This window comes from Halorubrum sp. FL23, from assembly GCF_052439115.2.
Lineage (GTDB): Archaea > Halobacteriota > Halobacteria > Halobacteriales > Haloferacaceae > Halorubrum > Halorubrum persicum.
Genome location: NZ_JBQVRO020000006.1, coordinates 18,055 through 34,923 on the forward strand (window position 1 = coordinate 18,055; position 16,869 = coordinate 34,923).

Genomic DNA, 16,869 nt, shown 5'->3' on the forward strand with positions numbered 1-16,869 from the left:
AGGGAACCCATGCGACTGCGAACCGCTCTCACGGAACACGAACGTCGGCGCGGCGAGCGCTACCCGGCGGAGCGTCCCACCACCGCCGGCGCGTTCACGGGCGACGACGGCCGTCTGGTCCACGTCGGACCGGACGGGACCGTCCACGACTGTTCGTACTCCCTGTCCGGGGTCGGCGGCGCCGACCGGCTGCGCATGGGGATCACGGCCGGGCGGGGCGTCCGCTGGTTCGACGATCTGACCACGACGCGCCAGCACTACGACGGCGACACGCCCCTCGTCGAGACGGAGTACGACGCCGGCCGCTACACCATCCACCAGTTCGACCTAGTGGTGAGCGACACCCACCTCACGCACGTCGAACTGCGCGGCGCTCCGCCCGCGAACGCCGAACTGGTCGCCGCCTGCGCGTTCTCACCGGACATGGTCGAGGGGCGCGTCGGCAACCTCGTCCACGAGCAGGCCGGCCCCGAAGACGGGAGCGTCGTCGAGGTGTACCACCGAACCGAGCACGACTTCCTCACCGCCTCGACGGGGCTCTCGGCCGCGCACGGCCAGCGGCTCCGCACCGTCCCCGAACTGCTCGGCGAGAGCGGGGAGGGGTTCCCGCACCGCGGCGAGATCGACCAGCGCGAGGACTCCCGGCTCACGCCCGACGTGGTCGTTCGCGCACCCTTCGAGCGCGACGGTCGGACCGAGCGCGTCACGCTCGCGAGCCGCGCCGTCCTCGACAGGCGCGAGACGCGGGAGACGGTCGACGACGCCAAGGACGCGATCTCCGACGGCCCCGACCGCCAGCGCCGGATCGACGAGCTGTCGCGGATCGCGACCGCGTACCCCGACGCCGCCGACCTCCGCGAGGCCGCCGAGGGTCGCGGCCCGACCGTTCCCGCCGACACGCCGCGCCGGTCGGTGGTCGCGAGCGATCTCCGCGCGCTCGACCTGCTCACCGCCGAGTCTGGCGCGCGGATCGCCGGCCCGGAGTTCGACCCCTTCTACTCCACGTCAGGCGGCTACGGCTACACGTGGTTCCGCGACGAGGCGGAGACGTCGCTGGCCCTGCTCGGCGCGAGCGACGAACTCGGCTTGGACGCCGACGAGGAGCTGCTCGCGACCGCCTCCTTCTTCTGCCGCACGCAGGACGCCGACGGCTCGTGGCCCCACCGCGTGTGGGCCGACTCCGGCAAGGTCGCGCCCGGCTGGGCGAACGCCCGGATCGAGGGCGCCAACAGCACCGCGGGGCCGAACGACCAGCTCGACCAGCCCGCGTCGGTCGTCACCTTCCTCGCTCGACTCCGACGGACTACGGACCTCCCCCCGGAGTGGCGCGACCGCGTCGACGACACGATCGCAGACGCCCTCGCGTTCCTCCGCGAGACGACGCAGGACGACGGACTCCCCCGCCGGTGCCAGAACTGCTGGGAGAACGCGCTCGGCCGGTTCACGCACACCGGCGCGACGTACCTCCGCGCGTTCGCCGCCGTGGCGCGCGCCCCGCTCTCCGACGACGTGCGGACCGACGCCGCCGAGGCGGCCGACGCCGCCCTCGCCGGCCTGTACGACCGGTGGAACCCGGACACGGAGCGGTTCCCGCAGCGCGCGAGCGCGGAGAGCCGCGACGATCGCCCGGACGCCAGCACCTTCGCGCTCGCGGGCGCGGCGACCGAGTACGTGGCGATGCGCGACGAGCGCGACCGGCGCGGCGCGGAGAGCGTCGCGGAGCGCTCCGCCGACATCGACATCGACGCCTTCCTCGACCGGGTGACGACGCACGTGTTGACGACGGTCGGCGAGCTCCGCCGCGAGACGGCGGATGTCGAGGGGCTCGTCAGGTTCACGGGAGACGACTGGCGCACCGCCGAGCAGGGCGCCGCGAAGGTGTGGTCGATCGCGACGCTGTGGGGGTCGGCGGCGGCGGCCGAGCTCGGCGGACTCGTTCGCGAGCGGGGCGGGGACGCCAGCGACCTCTTCGCCGCGGCGCGCGACCTCTACGCGCTGTGTGAGCCCGACGGACCGTTCGTCAACGACGCCGGGCTCATCGCCGAGCAGGCGTTCGACGACGGCGACCTCGACGGCGCGACCCCGATCGCGTGGTCGCACGCGCTCCGGATCGACGCGACGGTGACGCTCGCGAGGTACGGGGCGCTCCCGGTCCCGCACGACGAACCGCGCGGGCCGGACGAGGCGCCCCACTGGACGACCGGGCGGAAGTTCGGCGTCGGCACGCCGGCCGACCACGGAGGCGCCGACCCGGTGCCGGTCTGGTTCACGCTGACCGAGGGGGCGCTTACCGAGGCGCGGTTCCCCCGGATCGACGTGATGAACGTCCGGACGTTCGACTTCCTCGTCGCCGACCCGGAGACGGGGTACACGGTCCGGACCTTCGACGAGACGAGCCACGTGACGGCGACGGAGACGGTCGAACGGACCACGGAGCCGACCGTCGACGACGCCCTCGCGTACACGCAGACGATCCGCGAGACCGGGGACGGCCACGGCCACAGATGGGCCCTCACCGTCGAGTACGCGGTCGACACCGACGGCGACGCGATCCTCGCCGACGTGACGTTCGAGGGGAGCCGCGAGTACGAGGTGTACGCCTTGGTCGACACGACGGTCACGAACGTCGGGACGAACGACCGCGGCGACCGCGTCAGCGGCTCCGACGGGTACCACCTCCTCGCGCGCAACGACGACGCCGCCGAGCGCGACGTGGGGAAGCTCGTCGACGACGATGGCGACTCCTTCGAGGTCGCGCTCGCGCTCGACAGCGCCAGCGGCTTCGACTGGGCGAGCGCGCTCGCGGCCGGCGGCGACGAGGCGACCGCCCTGCTGGCCGACGCCGAGCGCGGCGAGGGGACCGAGACGGCCACCGGGAACGTCTTCCTCGCGGGGCTCGTCGGGAGCGGAACCAAGGTGTCGGACGCGGTCGCGCTCGGGTTCGCCGAGAACGCCGATACCGCGGCCGCCCTCGGCGAGGCGCGCGGCGCCGTCGCTCGCGGCTTCGAGGAGGTCGCCGAGTCGTACGTCGAGACGTGGCGCGAGTGGCTCGCGAACCGGGCGTTCCCCGCCTCCGTCACCGGCAACGCGGAGCTGGAGACCCAGTACCGGTTCGCGCTGATGACGCTGGCGGCCGTCGAGGACAAGCGCCACGACGGCGCCGGGATCGCCAGCCCGTCGGTGCCGTGGGGGGAGACCGAGTACGCCGCCGAGGACCGCGGCTACGGCTACAACTTCGTCTGGTCGCGCGACCTCTACCAGGTGTTCACCGCGCTCATCGAGGTCGGCGAGGTCGACCGCGGCGCGGACGCGCTCGCGTACCTGTACAACACCCAGCAGGACGACGACGGCTTCCTCCCGCAGAACACCTACATCGACGGGCGCACCCGGTGGGGCGGCGAGCAGATGGACAACATCGCGTTCCCGTCGGTGATGGCGTGGCAGCTGTACGAACACGGGGTCGCGCCCGCCGACGCGGAGTACACGTACGACCAGGTCCGGCGCTCGCTCGGCTACATCGCCGCAAACGGTCCGGAGACGGCCCAGGAGCGCTGGGAGGAGGAGGCCGGCTTCTCGCCGTCGAGCATCGCCGCCGAGATCGCGGGACTCGTCTGCGGCGCCGCCCTCGCGGTCGCCGAAGCCGACCGGATCGAGGCGGACGGCGCCGCGGCCGCCGCCGAGGCGTCGCCCGACTCGCTCCGCGCCGACGCCCTCGCGTGGCTCGCGCTCGCGGACGACTGGACGGCCCGCGTCGAGGACTGGTGTGCGACCTCGACGGGCACCGAGCGACACGACGAGACCCCCTACTACGTGCGCGTCACGGCCGACGGGGACCCGGAGTCCGGCCGCCCCCGGACGATCGCCAACGACGGCCCCACCTACGACGAGCGGGAGATCGTCGACGGCGGCTTCCTCGAACTCGTCCGGCTCGGCGTCAAGCCCGCCGACGACGACGTGGTCCGCAACTCCGTCTCCGTGGTCGACGACTCGATCCGCGTCGACACGCCGTACGGCCCCGGCTGGTACCGGTACGTCGGCGACGCGTACGGCGAGATCGCGCGCGGCGACCCCGGCGGCCCGTGGGCCGGGGACGGCGACGGCCGCGGGCGCCTGTGGCCGATCTTCACCGGCGAGCGCGGCGAGTACGAGCTCCGCGCTCGCGCCGACGGCGTCGACGCCTTCGGAGGCACCGACGAGGACGCCCTCGAACCCGACGCCCTCTTGGAGACGATGGCCGGCTTCGGCAACTCCGGGCGGATGCTCCCCGAGCAGGTGTGGGACCGCGAGCACCCGACCAACTACGGCTGGGAGTTCGGCGAGGGCACCGGGGGGGCGACCCCTCTCGCGTGGTCGATGGCCGGCTTCATCCGGCTCGCGCACGGCGTCGACGCCGGCGAACCCGTCGAGACGCCGACCGTCGTCCGCGACCGGTACGTCGCGGGCGACCGGTCGGCGACGCCCGACCTCGAGGCGACAGCGGAGTACGTCGACGACGCCCTCGTCGTCGCCGGCGAGACCACCGCCGACGCGGTCGCGGTGTACACCCCGGAGGGATCCGCGCTCGTGACGCCGGACGACGGGGAGTACGAGTTCGACCTCGATCCGGCGCTCGACGCGAAGACGGTCGTCGTCGCCGCCGCGAACACCGATGCTGCGAACACCGTCGCGGACGCCGAGCCGACCGGCGCGGACGACATCCTCGGCGAGTTCTCTGGCGCCGGCACCGCGGTCGAGCGGCTCCGACTGTAGCCGAGAGCGGATCTCTTCGGTACCGGCCGCTCACCCGAGGGCGGCCACGTCGACTTCGATGGGCGCTCCGCCACCGTTGTCACCGTCACCGCCGGCGTCGAGCGCGACGCTGTCGACCACCGACCCGCGAACCGCCTCTCGCCACGACTCGACGGCCGCGGTGTGTCGCTCCCGGCGCGTCTCCACGTCGGCGTCCGGGTTGTTCGCCATCGTCTCGTCCACCTCCGGGTAGGCGGGCACGCCAGAGACGAGGGCGCGCGGATCGATGTGTATCGGGTCGGCGTCGCCAGCCGTCTCGTCGCCCTCGCCCGCTTCTGTATCGACGCCCGCGGTCGCGCCAGCTCCGAGGCTGTGCAGCCGGGCGCGCATCCGCCCGGAAAACGGCGGGGTCACGCGGAGCACGACCTCGCGGTCGCTCCGGAGCGTCGCCTCCAGCGCGGTGGCCACGTCGTCCCGGTGGACCGCAATCGACCGGATCCGCGTCGGTCCCGTCGACGCGGAGCGGTCGCCGTCAGTCATCGCCCCTCGACCACTCCGCGTCCGAGAGGGTGCGCTGGACCGCCTCCTCGCCGACCGCGCCGGCGAGGTGTTCGACCCGGCGCGGACGCCGCGGTCGCTCGCGTTCGCCACCAGCCGCGAGACGATGAACTCCGGCGTCGACTTCCCGACCGTGCCGAACCGCGGCTGGTAGTCGACCCGAAGGTCCAGGTCGTTCGTGAGCCCCTCGGCGAAGATGCCGTCGATCCGGGCGGGCTCCGGAAGCGGGCTCAGGTCGTCCGCGAGGTGCGTGACGTACACGCCGAGCGCGCCGCGGTCGACCGTGAGCGTGACGAGCCCGTTCAGCAGGTCGGCGGCGCGTCCCGGCTCCGTGATCGCCTCGAACTCGTCGACGAGCATCAGGGTCCGGCCGTCAGCGACCAGCGGCGGCACGGCCGACTTCAGCGTCGACTCCAACACGCCGGCGTTGAACGAGGCGTGCCGCCGGTGGAACACGATCCGATCGAACGCGCCGACCTCCGCCTCCTCGGCCGGAACCGGGAGCCCCATCGACGCCAACAGGGCGACCGCGCACAGCGTCTCCAACAGGGTGGTCTTCCCGCCGGAGTTCGCCCCGGTGAGGACGCTCACGCGATCGCCGGTCGGCGGCGCCTCGGCGCTGGCGACGCCGGGATCGCCCGCGAGCGAGTGCGAGCCGACCGCGTACGACACCGGCTGCACGTCGCCGTCGATGAAGAGGTTGCGCGCGTTGCGCACCGCCACGCCGTCGTCGACGAAGACGGGTCGAGTCAGGTCGCACGCGACCGCGAACCGCGCGAGCGACAGCAGGAACGCGGCGTCGGAGACGGCCGAAACCGCGCCGGCGACGGTGCCGACCCCCTCTCCCTCGCCGTCGCCTCCTGTCCCATCGCCCTCGGCTCCGTCGCCCTCTCCGCTCTCGCCTCGCATCCCGCCGATCCGCTCGCGGATGTCGGCGGCGACGGCCGCCTCGCGCTCCGCGACCGACTCCTCCAGCTCCGCGACCAGATCGCGGAGCGTGGCGGAGACGAAGTCCGCGGCGTCGAGCGCCTCGTCCGGCGCGACCGAGCGCACCGTCGCCGGATCGACGCCGGTCTCGCGCGCGACGTGGTCGATCGTCGCCGACTCCAGCGCCTCGAAGTCGCGCAGGGAGCCGTCTCGAACGGCGGCGAGCACGTCGAACGCTGAGTTCGCGAGGTCGCGGGCGGCGCCGAGCTGGTCGCGCCGCCGGTCGAGCTCGTCGTCCGCGCCACGCGCGATCCGAATCTCGGCGTCGCCGTCGGCGCCCGCCGGATCGATCGTGCCCCGCACGTCGGCGAGGGCGTCGGCGGCGTCGCGCAGGCGCTCTCCGTCCAGCGCCCCGAGGTCCTCGAAGGGGGCTTCCGTGAGGCCGGCCTCGCGCAGCGCGACGGCGGTCTCGACGGCCGCCAGATCCGACCCGTCGGCGGCGTCGTACGCGTCGAACGCGTCGGTCACGCGCTCGCGCCCGGCGTCGTCGAGCGACGCCCACGCGTCGCGGGCGGCGACCACGTCGTCGAGCCGGGATTCGACCGCTTCACGGTCGGTGAGGGGCGTCAGGACCCGGATCCGGTCGGCGGCGTGGGCGGTCAGCGCGTGGCTCGCCGCCAGCGCGAGGAGGTCGTCGTACACCGAGCGCGTGTCTCCGGTGGCGAGAACGTCCATCCCGGCCTCGCCGTTCGCCCGGCGGAGGATCCGGGTGGCTCGCCCGCGGTGGAGCCCGGCGTCGACGAGCGCCCGCACGTCGGCCGTCTCGATCGCCTCGATCGCCCGCTCGGTCCCGAGCGACTCCGTGAGCCGCTCGCTCGTCTTCGGGCCGATCCCCCAGTAGTCCTCCAGTCGCATACGCGGACGTGTCGGCGCGGCGTCTTGGCGTTTTCGTCGGGGCGAGCGAGAACGCGGCGACCGCGGCCGCCAGCGTCAACCCTCGCCGGCCGCTACGGCCCCCCCATGGCCACAGAACTCGCGGCGGGCGTGTGGCGGTTCGAGCTGCGCGGCGTCAGCGCCTATCTCGTCGACGACGACGTGCTCACGCTCGTCGACGCGGGAACGCCGTGGGACGAGGCGTCGATCCGGGAGGGGTTCGCCGACACCAGCGTCGAGGTCGCCGACGTGGAACGGGTGTTGCTCACCCACTACGATCTCGACCACGTCGGAACGCTCGCGGCGCTGACGCCGGAGCTCGACGCCACCGTCTACGCCGGCGCGTTCGACGCGGCGATCCTCCGCGGCGAGCGATCGCCGCCCCTGCGAAACCACAAGGGCGCGTTCCAGCGACTCGCGGGGGTGTTCACGACGCTCCCGGACCTCGATGTCAAAGCGGTCGCCGACGGCGAGCGGCTCGGCTCGTTCACCGCCTACCACACGCCCGGGCACACCCCGGGACACGTCGCGTACGTGAGCGAGACGCTCGGCGTCGCGCTGCTCGGCGACCTCGTCTCGGAGTCGGACGGGGACCTCGACCCCTCGGAGTGGATCCTCAGCTACGACACGGGTCGGGTGTTAGAGAGCATCCGCGAACTCGCCGACCGCGCCCCGCCGTTCGAGATCGCCGGCGTCGGCCACGGCGACCCCATCACGTCCGGCGGAAGCGACGCGCTCGCGGCGCTGGCCCGGCGGATATAACAAGGCGGACGGCGCGGCCGGCCTACCGCGACTGCCGGTAGATCAGGTTCCGCTGGATGTCGTTCGCGCCCTCGTAGATAACCGGGATGCGCACGTCGCGGTAGACGCGGGCGATCCGGCGGTCCGTGAGGATCGAGCGCCCGCCGTGGAGCTTCATCCCCTTCTCGGCGCAGTCGGTCGCGACCTCGGTCGATTTCGTCTTCGCCAGCGCGGCCCAGTACCCCGCGTTCTCGTTGTCCGCGACCTTCTGGCAGGCGCGCCAGTTGAGCGCGCGCGCCGACTCGAAGCCGATCCGCATATCCGAGAGGGTGTGCTGGACCGCCTGGAACTCGTTGACGGTGCGGCCGAACGCGTTGCGCCCGTGGACGAACTCCTCGGCCTCCTCGATGGCGGCGGCGGCGAGCCCGAGCCCGTGGCCGCCGACGATCACGCGACCGTGGTTGAAGAAGTCGGCGAGCACGTAGAAGCCGCCGCCCTCGCTGCCGACGACGTTCTCCTCGGGGACGAAGCAGTCCTCGAAGACGATGTGGCCCTGCTTGGAGGCGCGCATCCCCATCTTCTCCGGGATGTGCTCTGCCTCGTATCCGTCCGAGTCGGTCTCGACGATGAACAGCGTGTAGTTGGAGTAGCGGTCGTCGCTCTCGCCGGTCTTCGCGTAGACGGTGAGCCAGTCGGCCTCGACCGCGTTGCCGACCCAGTACTTCTCGCCGGTGAGCTCGTACCCGCCCTCGACCTTCTCGGCCTTCGTCGTCATCCCCGCGAGGTCGGAGCCCGTCTCCGGCTCGGAGACGGCCAACCCGGATATCTGGTCGTTCTCCGCGACCGGCCGGAGGTACTTCTCCTTCTGCTCGTCGGTGCCGTAGTCCTCGACCATCTCGGCCCCGAAGCTCGCGAGCTGGAGCGTGAGCGCGATCCCGGCGTCGGCGCGGTAGAACTCCTCGGCGATCGCGAGCACCTGCGCGAGGTCGTACCCCTTTCCGCCGTACTCCTCGCCGATGTCCTGCGCGATGAGCCCGGCGTCCATCCCGGCTTCCAGCACCTCCCACGGGTACTCGCCCGAGTCGTAGTACGCCTCGGCGTTCGGGGCGATGTGCTCGTCGGCGAACTCGCGGGCCTCCGCTTTCACGTCCCTCGCGTGCTCCGGGACGATGCTGTCGTCAAGTAGATCCATGCGCTACGTGCGGACCCCGTAGTCAAAACGTTCGTGGAACAACGAAAAACATCGGGACAGTTTACTCGTCGTCTGGGTCGTTTTCCGTCTCGTCGGCGTCAGTGTCGTCCGGCGTCCCGCCGGCGTCAGTGCCGTCCGTCGCCCCACCGGCGTCGACATCGCCGCCCGTCTCCTCGGCACCACGCTCGCCGTCGGTGGGTTCGCCTTCTCCGGACTCGCTGCTCCCCGTCTGATCGGTCGACGGTCGTTCCGCTGCCGACGGCTCGTCCGAAGCGGTCGCCTCGGCCGCTTCAGTCGGTTCAGTCGCTTCAGCCGCTTCGACCGCGTCAGTCGCTTCGTTCAGTTCGTCGGATCCGCCGGATTCCCCCGGTTCGGTCGGCTCCGCGGGCTCGAAGCCGGCGGTCTTCAGATCGGCGTCGCTCCGGGGATCGTGCCCGCGTTCGCGGAGAATCTCCCGCACCGCTTCCCGGTCGACAGTTCCCGACACGGTCCGAGGGAACTCGTCGACGTACGCGACGGTCTTCGGGATCTTGAACCCCGCGAGCCGGTCCCGCGCGAACGAGACGAGGCGCTCCTCGTCTACCGGCGGGGACACGTCGTCCTCGCTCGGTTCGTTCTCACCCGGTTCGTTCTCATCCGGCTCGTTCTCATCCGGCTCGTTCTCGCCAGAATCGGCCTCCGCCGTAGACCCGCTTTCCGTCTCCTCGCCGTCGGCGTCTCGCTCTCCGGTTTCTCCGGCGTCGCTTCCGCCGGCATCCGCGCCGTCGTCGGACTCGTCTCCGTGTGCGGCGGTCGCCCCGGCTGCGCTCGTCACGCTGTCTCGCGCCTGATCACCTTCGACCACGAGGAGCGCCGAGACGCGCTCGCCCCACACGTCGTCGTCGAGGCCGACCACGGCGGCGTCTTCGACTGCCGGGAACTCCCGGAACACGTCGACGACCTCGCCCGGCTCGACGTTCTCGCCGCCGGTGACGATCCGGTCGTCGAGACGGTTGAGCACGTAGAGGAACCCCTCGTCGTCGACGCGCCCCACGTCGCCGGTGTGGAGGCCGTGCGGGCCGAACGCCGATCGGTCGAGAGCGGCGGTTCTGTGGCCCCTCTCCCCGACTTCGTCCGTTCCGTCGATGTATCCGGGAGTCACCGTCGGCCCCTCGACGACGATCTCGCCGGACTCTCCGGGGTCGACCGGCGTTCCGTCCTCGTCGACGATCGTCACGTCGGTGCCGAAGATCGGTCGACCGACGGTTCCGAGCCGGTCCCTCGTCTGTCGGGGCGTCGCGGTCACGATCTGCGAGGCCGACTCGGTCATCCCGTACGTCGGGAACACCGGAACCGAGTAGTCGTGGCAGCGCTCGAGCAGATCGTTCGGGGCGGGCGCTCCGCCGAGCAACACGACCCGGAGCGTGTCAGAGAGCGTCCCGCGCCTGTCGAGCATTCGCTGAAGCATCGTCGGCACCAGCGAAATCCCGGTCACGTCGTAGGTGTCGATGTCGTCGGCGGTGCCGCCCGGGTCGAACCCCTCGCGGAGGACGAGCGTCGTCCCGTACAGCGCCGAGCGGTACACCGGAGCGAGCCCGCCCATGTGGTGCAGCGACAGCGACACGAGCCACCGGTCCTCGTGGTCGACGCCGAGCCGGAACGCGGAGGCGACGGCCGAGCTGTACACGTTGCCCGCCGTGAGCGGGACCGGCTTGGGATCGCCCGTCGTCCCCGAGGTGAACAGGATACAGAGGTAATCCGAGGTCTCCCACGCCGGCGGATCGATCGACTCCGGCTCGACGGCGTGGACGGCGGTGACGCTCTCAGCGATCGGGTCGTCGACGGATAACACCGGGGGTTCGCTCTCCGCGTCGCAGCCCTCGACGGCCCCGAGCGCGGCGTCTTCCGTCGGCTCCGCGCAGACGACGGCGTCGAGATCGGCCCGGTCGACGCGCTCGGCGAGCTCCCGGTCGGTGAGCTCCTGACCCAGCGGGACGAAGGTCGCCCCGATCCGCATCGCCGCGTGGACCAGCCCGACCGTCCCGACGTACGGCGGCGTGAGCACGCCCAGTCGGTCGTCTGCCTCGATCCCGTGGGCGACGAGTCGCCCGGCGGTCTCGGAGACGAGCCGGTCGAGGTCGGTGTAAGTCCACGCCTCTCCGTCTTCGGCCCGGACCAGCGCCGTGTCGTCCGGCGAGGAGACGACGCGGTGTGACAGCCAGTCGCGCATCGTCGTCACCGCGTCCGCGGGCGTCGGCTACTCATCGGCGGGCTGGCGCACCGTCAGCACCGGCACGTCGGAGGTCCTGACGACCCGCTCCGTGACGCTGCCGAGCAGGTACCGGTCGAGCCCCTTCCGGCCGTGGGTCCCCATCACGACCACGTCGATGTCGTGCTCGTCGACGTAGTCGCGGATCGACTGGTACGCGGTGCCCGTGGCGACCGTCGTTTCGCAGTCGACGCCGTCGTCCGCGGCGGCGTCGGCGACGCGGCTCGTGGCCTTCTCCCCCTCCGACTCGAGCGCCTCCACGACGATGTCGGCGCCGGCTTCGAGCGTCGAGTACGCGGCGCCGTCGACGACGTAGAGGGCGTGTAGGCGGGCGTCGTAGTGTTGAGCGAGGTCGATCGCATGCTCGATCGCGGCGTTCGACGCCGGACTACCGTCGGTCGGCACGAGGATCTGGGAATACATCTCGTCTCACGCTACGCTCGGTGTCGATTAAAAACCCGATCACGGCGGGCGTCGGGGGCGTCGATCCGCGGGACGGAACGCTCGCGGGCTATCGGAATCCCATCGCTTCGATCTGCTCTTGGTACCGGTTTCGGATGGTGACCTCGGTGACCTGCGCCACGTCGGCGACCTCGCGCTGGGTCTTCTTCTCGTTACACAGCAGCGACGCGGCGTAGATCGCGGCCGCGGCGAACCCCGTGGGCGACTTCCCGGAGAGGAGCCCCTGCTCGGCCGAGACGTCGATGATCTCCGTCGCCTTCGACTGGACCTCCTCGCTGAGCTCCAGCGAGGACGCGAACCGCGGGACGAACTGCTTCGGGTCGACCGGCTTCAGCTCCAGTCCGAGCTCTTGAGAGATGTAGCGGTACGTGCGCCCGATCTCTTTCTGCGGGACGCGCGACACGTCGGCGACCTCGTCGAGCGAGCGCGGGATCCCCTCCTGCCGGCAGGCGGCGTAGAGGGCGGCGGTCGAGACGCCCTCGATCGAGCGCCCGCGGATCAGGTCCTCGTTCAACGCCCGGCGATAAATGACGGAGGCGACCTCGCGTACCGACCGCGGAACGCCGAGGGCGCTCGCCATCCGGTCGATCTCCGAGAGCGCGAACTGGAGGTTGCGCTCGCCCGCGTCCTTCGTCCGAATGCGCTCCTGCCACTTGCGCAGCCGGTGCATCTGCGACCGCTTCTCCGAGGAGAGCGACCGGCCGTACGCGTCTTTGTCCTTCCAGTCGATCGTCGTCGTCAACCCCTTGTCGTGCATCGTCTCGGTGATGGGGGCGCCGACGCGCGACTTCGACTGCCGCTCCGAGTGGTTGAACGCGCGCCACTCCGGCCCGCGGTCGATGTTCCGTTCGTCCAAAACCAGGCCACAATCCTCACAGACGAGCTCCTGATCCGCGTCAGTGACGATCTCCGTCGAATCGCACTCCGGGCAGGAGAGCGTTTCTTCGTCCGACTCTTTCTCGGTCTCCCGCTCCTGTTGGCGCTGGCGGCTCGGACGTTCCATTATAAGGTTTCTGGTTACTCCCGCATTTAAACCTTTGTCTGGGCTCATCGATCATCCACATTACGTCAATTCGGCTAGATGCACTCAGAGCGGTGTTTCGAGGCCTGTAAAGCGCGTTCAACTTTTGCCACTCCTCTCCGCTACAGTATCGAGCACGCGCAGTCGGGCGTCAATGTGACCACGAAACGTGACTGCCGGTATATTACTATTGAACATTCAAAAAGGCTTTTGTATTACTAATACATATAGAGGAGTATGAGCACGACGCAGTCCGACGGGATCGAAGCGACGCTCCGCGGCTGTCGCCCGGCGGAGATCGACCCCATCGTCGTCGAGGCGGCCGACCTCGAAAGCACCGCACCCGAACACCTCCGCGATCTCAAAGCCGAGCTCTCCGCTCGCGGCTACCAGCCCGCGACGCTCTCCGTGTCCGCGCGGTTCGACGGAAACGACACCCTCGCCACCCAGCGCGAGGCCGACCGGCTCCGGGAGTTCGTTCGCGCCGCGTCGTTCCTCGGCGCCGGTCGGATCGAGGTCCGACTCGACGAGGTCGCCGACCGGGACGCGGCCGAGCCGGCGCTGTCGGCGCTTTCCGAGCGCGCGCGACGCGAGGGTGTCGAACTCGTCCGCGTCGACGACTCGGCCGCCTGATCGGATGGCGTCGAAGCGCTCGCTCGCGACCAAGCTCGGCGTCGTCGCCGGATTCGAGGCGCCGAGCGCCGCGCTCGAACAGTATCCGACCCCTCCGGATCTGGCGGCGCACGTCGTCCATCTCGCGGACCTCCACGGCGACGTCGACGGGCGGACCGTCCTCGATCTGGGCACCGGAACCGGGATGCTCGCGCTGGCGGCCGCCCTTCGCGGTCCCGCGCGCGTGCTCGGGATCGAACTCGACCGCGGCGCGCTCTCGACCGCGACGGAGAACGAGCGACGGGTCGCGGCGAGCGCGCCCGTCCACTGGGTCCAGGGCGATGCGACCCGGCCCCCGCTCGACGTGCCCGACCCGGTGACCGTCGTGATGAACCCCCCGTTCGGCGCGCAGGACGGCAACCGGAACGCCGACCGCGGCTTCCTCGCGACCGCGAGCCGCGTCGCGGCCGTCTCCTACTCGGTCCACAACGCCGGGAGCCGCGAGTTCGTCGAGGCGTTCGCGGCCGACAACGGCGGCGAGGTCACCCACGCGTTCGCCGCCGACTTCGCGATCGAGGCCCAGTTCGACCACCACACCGACGCCTCCCGCGACATCGACGCCGAAGTGTACCGGATCGAGTGGGCCTGACGCCGCGTCGGCACCGGCCCGTGCCCGTCCTCCGTCTCACTCTCTTTCCGCCTTACTGCCTTCCCTCGTACCGCTCTCGCTCCGCGATCCGCACCCGCGTCTCTCCCCGCTCGGCGAACACCGCGTCGGTCTCCCGGACGAGCGTGACCCCCCGAAGCGTCACCGACTCGTTCGCTGCCGGGAGCGGGGCGGTTTCGGACTCTCCGCCGCTCTCGACGCGCAGCTCGAACCCCCCGTCGACGGCGGCCACCGTGACGTTCCGTCCGTCGATCCGCGGCTCCGCCCGCGCCGGCTCGCTGGTGAACAGCGTCGACCGCGTCTCGTTGCGCACCGCGTCCACCCGGTAGGTCGGGCCGCCGTTCGCCGCCACCCATCCGGTGCGCTGGACCCAGAGGGTCTCGCGCCACCCCGTCCCCCCCACGTCGATCGCGCGATACCCCCAGAAGGCGAGGTTCCCCTTCGAGACCGCCGTGGTCCAGATCTCCCGGTCGGCGTTCGCCACGATCACCCCGGAGGTGTTGACGCTCGTCGACCGACCGAACGCCTCCACGTCGACGACGCTCACCACTCGGTCCTCGACGTTCTCGGCGTACGTCACCTGATACCCCTCGACCTCGATCGGATCGCCGGGGAGGTCGTCGTCGTCGACGGCGACGAGGTTCGGCGCGATCCCCGGTCCGGCCACGACCGCCAGCGCGGAGACGAGCAGGAGGAGGCCGACCGCCGCCGGGGTCGCGGATCGGATCCCCTCCCTGACCGACTCGGGCTCCGGTACGGCCGACTCCGGGCGGATCGGCTCGTCGCGCCCGCCGACAGCGAGCGCGACGATCGCCGCGAGGACCGCGAGCAGGCCGAGGCCGATCGCGCGGTACATCTCGTACCGCTCGTTCCCGAGGTACCAGTAGACGGCCCAGAGCCGACGGGAGGCGCCGAACAGCAGGACCGCCCCGAACGCGACCAGCGCGGTCGTCCGCGGGCGCGAGTCGGTCCGCTCGGTCTCGGCGCTCCTGCGCCGCCGGATCAGCCACACCGCAGCGAGGATCCCGCCGATCAGTCCGATCGCGTGGCCCTGAATTGCGATGTTCGCCCAGCTCGGCGCGCCGTACGAGCCGCTCGCCTCTGACACGACGACCGGATTGCGGAGCGTCTCGTAGGTCACGCCCACCAGCGTCGAACCGGTGAGCGCGGCGATCGTCGCGATCGGCTGGAACACGAGCGCGAACCCCCAGAGCGCGAACACCACGCCCGAGAACCCGATCACCGGCCCCAGCGCGAACAGCGACGAGAGGACGGCGAACGAGAGCATCGCTCCCGGAACGACGACGAACGCCCGGACGTAAGGGTTCTCGGCGAGCGATTCGCGGGAGAGCGACTCGCGAGAGAGCGCCTCACGGGCGCTCGATCTGAGAGAGCGTGATAGCGATCGGACCGACGGCAACGCCCCCCGCAGGGTGCCGTCGTCCGACTCGCCCCCGTCGTCGACGGCGCGGCCGCCGGGGAAGTGTCCGAAGGCGTACTCGGCGAGCCCGCCGGCGACGAGCGTCGAGAGGAGGTTCCCGGTGAGGTGGCCCCGCCCGGAGTGCGCGAGCCCGGACCAGAGCATCCCCTCCGGGTAGAAGTACGACCACGACCGGAACGGGATCACGATGGGTCGGTTCGGGTTCTCCAGTCCGCTCTGGACGAACAGGTACACCGCGACGACCGCGGCGATCGCGACGAGCGTCCCCCACGGGACGCCGAGAAGGAGGTGGGAGCGAAGCCTCCGCGTCCACGCGCCCCGCGGTCTGTCGGTCAGATACACGACCGCGACCGCGACGGCGATGAGGACGCCGCCGGCGGCGAGATGAGCGGCGTCGGACGAGAGCGCCTCCGCGAGCATGTGGATGAGGGTACGGCCGGGCGCTTAAGAGTTCGCGGGTGGCGTCCACCGCGCCGATCGCGGGCGATCGCAGTCAGTCGGGCTTCTGACGGCTCAGATCTTGCTTTCGGCGTCGTCGGCGAGCTCCTCCATCCGCTTGCCGACGCGCCCGGCGGGAGAGAACTCGTCTTCGCTCATCGCGTTCGCGAGCGCGTTGCCGAGGACGAACACGGCGTGTTTGTGTTCGCTCTTCGATTTGTGGACGTGGGAGGGGTCGACGTCGAGCTCGTCGTACGGGTCGAAAAGCGAGCTGTCCACGGTTTCGTGGCTGCGAAAGTGCTCCATGATCGTCACCATCTGTTCGTGGAGTTCGAGGAGCTCGTCTTTGTGCATACCCTTGATACGGGGCGTATGCCCTTTAAGCGTTGTTGAGGGGTATACGCACGGTTCTGTAGCGTTTCGGCGTCCCGCTCGCAACGCACTCCCCTGGGAGCGACTTGGAGGCGACGCGAAGACGAAACGCGGGACGAAGCGCGAACGAGGCGAACCGGAACGCGGCGGGTGAACCGGCGTCGGAGGGGCAGATTGGACCTCGTCCGAGCGGGCCGGAGGACCGGAGCGGCTCAGAAGACGTACTCGTCTTCGTGGCCCATCATGCCTTCGTCCTCGAACCCGCTGGAGTCCTCGTCGTCTCTCGGACCGCTCGTCTTGAACGCCTTTATCCCCGTCGACAGGAGCTCTTCGACCGCTTCCTCGCGGTTGAGGAACTCTCCCTGCTCGACCATCTGAGCGATCTGCATCTCCAGATGCTCCGGCACGGTTATCTCTACTTGTGGCATTTCCTGCTGGGGAGTAATGGGAATGGGTATATAAATGTGGCGTCGATGCTATGAGTATTAGAAACCGAACTCGGGTAAAGTTGAAAGTGTTGTTTTAGAAT

General features: G+C 70.7%; 12 protein-coding genes and 1 pseudogene. 4 read left to right on the forward strand and 9 right to left on the reverse strand.

Translation table 11 applies throughout. The features are described 5' to 3' along the window. The first annotated feature begins 9 nt into the window (after window positions 1-9). Window positions 10-4,749 (forward strand): DUF7997 domain-containing protein, encoded by a 4,740-nt coding sequence (locus ACT4MF_RS08855; protein WP_444682507.1) that lies wholly within the window; start codon window positions 10-12, stop codon window positions 4,747-4,749. Window positions 4,750-4,779: 30 nt separating this feature from the next. Here ACT4MF_RS08855 and ACT4MF_RS08860 read toward each other — a convergent pair whose 3' ends face one another. Continuing rightward, window positions 4,780-5,268, reverse strand: a complete 489-nt coding sequence (locus ACT4MF_RS08860; RefSeq protein WP_444682506.1) for a DUF8009 family protein — start codon at window positions 5,266-5,268, stop codon at window positions 4,780-4,782. Then, a pseudogene (locus ACT4MF_RS08865) lies at window positions 5,261-7,128 on the reverse strand (MutS-related protein). The gene ACT4MF_RS08860 and the pseudogene ACT4MF_RS08865 overlap by 8 nt, the downstream one beginning before the upstream one ends. A 105-nt stretch (window positions 7,129-7,233) precedes the next feature. Between ACT4MF_RS08865 and ACT4MF_RS08870 the strand changes: the two are divergent. Further along, the gene (locus tag ACT4MF_RS08870) at window positions 7,234-7,908 is read left to right on the forward strand and encodes an MBL fold metallo-hydrolase (RefSeq protein WP_444682505.1); all 675 of its coding nucleotides are present in this window, start codon (window positions 7,234-7,236) and stop codon (window positions 7,906-7,908) included. 22 nt (window positions 7,909-7,930) lie between these two features. Here ACT4MF_RS08870 and ACT4MF_RS08875 read toward each other — a convergent pair whose 3' ends face one another. From ACT4MF_RS08875 to ACT4MF_RS08890, 4 genes are all read right to left on the reverse strand, one after another. After that, window positions 7,931-9,079 (reverse strand): acyl-CoA dehydrogenase family protein, encoded by a 1,149-nt coding sequence (locus tag ACT4MF_RS08875; RefSeq protein ID WP_444682504.1) that lies wholly within the window; start codon window positions 9,077-9,079, stop codon window positions 7,931-7,933. 61 nt (window positions 9,080-9,140) lie between these two features. Continuing rightward, window positions 9,141-11,288: an AMP-binding protein gene (locus ACT4MF_RS08880; protein ID WP_444682503.1), complete on the reverse strand. Its 2,148-nt coding sequence runs from the start codon at window positions 11,286-11,288 to the stop codon at window positions 9,141-9,143. Window positions 11,289-11,315: 27 nt separating this feature from the next. Further along, window positions 11,316-11,750 carry a universal stress protein gene (locus ACT4MF_RS08885; RefSeq protein ID WP_099256048.1) on the reverse strand — a complete coding sequence of 145 codons (435 nt, stop codon included), beginning with the start codon at window positions 11,748-11,750 and terminating at the stop codon, window positions 11,316-11,318. 88 nt (window positions 11,751-11,838) lie between these two features. Next, window positions 11,839-12,792, reverse strand: a complete 954-nt coding sequence (locus ACT4MF_RS08890) for a transcription initiation factor IIB (protein ID WP_099256047.1) — start codon at window positions 12,790-12,792, stop codon at window positions 11,839-11,841. Between the two features lie 255 nt (window positions 12,793-13,047). On the opposite strand from ACT4MF_RS08890, the gene ACT4MF_RS08895 reads away from it, so the two are divergent. Further along, window positions 13,048-13,443, forward strand: coding sequence for a DUF7961 family protein (locus tag ACT4MF_RS08895; protein ID WP_099256046.1), 396 nt, complete (start codon window positions 13,048-13,050; stop codon window positions 13,441-13,443). Window positions 13,444-13,447: 4 nt separating this feature from the next. Then, complete coding sequence (locus tag ACT4MF_RS08900; RefSeq protein WP_099256045.1) at window positions 13,448-14,071, forward strand: METTL5 family protein; 624 nt, start codon at window positions 13,448-13,450, stop codon at window positions 14,069-14,071. Window positions 14,072-14,123: 52 nt separating this feature from the next. Here the strand turns inward: ACT4MF_RS08900 and ACT4MF_RS08905 are convergent, their stop codons facing one another. The 3 genes from ACT4MF_RS08905 to ACT4MF_RS08915 form a co-directional block, all read right to left on the reverse strand. Then, window positions 14,124-15,950, reverse strand: coding sequence for a rhomboid family intramembrane serine protease (locus ACT4MF_RS08905; protein ID WP_444682502.1), 1,827 nt, complete (start codon window positions 15,948-15,950; stop codon window positions 14,124-14,126). Window positions 15,951-16,043: 93 nt separating this feature from the next. Then, window positions 16,044-16,322: a UPF0058 family protein gene (locus tag ACT4MF_RS08910; RefSeq protein WP_444682501.1), complete on the reverse strand. Its 279-nt coding sequence runs from the start codon at window positions 16,320-16,322 to the stop codon at window positions 16,044-16,046. A gap of 230 nt (window positions 16,323-16,552) precedes the next feature. Then, on the reverse strand, window positions 16,553-16,768 hold the full coding sequence (locus tag ACT4MF_RS08915; protein ID WP_004045951.1) for a DUF7120 family protein: 216 nt from the start codon (window positions 16,766-16,768) through the stop codon (window positions 16,553-16,555). Between the last annotated feature and the right edge of the window lie 101 nt (window positions 16,769-16,869).

Bases quoted from the DNA above. Each gene is read 5' to 3' on its own strand.
- ACT4MF_RS08855 (WP_444682507.1), top strand. From the start codon at position 10: ATGCGACTGCGAACCGCTCTCACGGAACACGAACGTCGGCGCGGCGAG.
- ACT4MF_RS08860 (WP_444682506.1), bottom strand. From the start codon at position 5,268: ATGACTGACGGCGACCGCTCCGCGTCGACGGGACCGACGCGGATCCGG.
- ACT4MF_RS08870 (WP_444682505.1), top strand. From the start codon at position 7,234: ATGGCCACAGAACTCGCGGCGGGCGTGTGGCGGTTCGAGCTGCGCGGC.
- ACT4MF_RS08875 (WP_444682504.1), bottom strand. From the start codon at position 9,079: ATGGATCTACTTGACGACAGCATCGTCCCGGAGCACGCGAGGGACGTG.
- ACT4MF_RS08880 (WP_444682503.1), bottom strand. From the start codon at position 11,288: ATGCGCGACTGGCTGTCACACCGCGTCGTCTCCTCGCCGGACGACACG.
- ACT4MF_RS08885 (WP_099256048.1), bottom strand. From the start codon at position 11,750: ATGTATTCCCAGATCCTCGTGCCGACCGACGGTAGTCCGGCGTCGAAC.
- ACT4MF_RS08890 (WP_099256047.1), bottom strand. From the start codon at position 12,792: ATGGAACGTCCGAGCCGCCAGCGCCAACAGGAGCGGGAGACCGAGAAA.
- ACT4MF_RS08895 (WP_099256046.1), top strand. From the start codon at position 13,048: ATGAGCACGACGCAGTCCGACGGGATCGAAGCGACGCTCCGCGGCTGT.
- ACT4MF_RS08900 (WP_099256045.1), top strand. From the start codon at position 13,448: ATGGCGTCGAAGCGCTCGCTCGCGACCAAGCTCGGCGTCGTCGCCGGA.
- ACT4MF_RS08905 (WP_444682502.1), bottom strand. From the start codon at position 15,950: ATGCTCGCGGAGGCGCTCTCGTCCGACGCCGCTCATCTCGCCGCCGGC.
- ACT4MF_RS08910 (WP_444682501.1), bottom strand. From the start codon at position 16,322: ATGCACAAAGACGAGCTCCTCGAACTCCACGAACAGATGGTGACGATC.
- ACT4MF_RS08915 (WP_004045951.1), bottom strand. From the start codon at position 16,768: ATGCCACAAGTAGAGATAACCGTGCCGGAGCATCTGGAGATGCAGATC.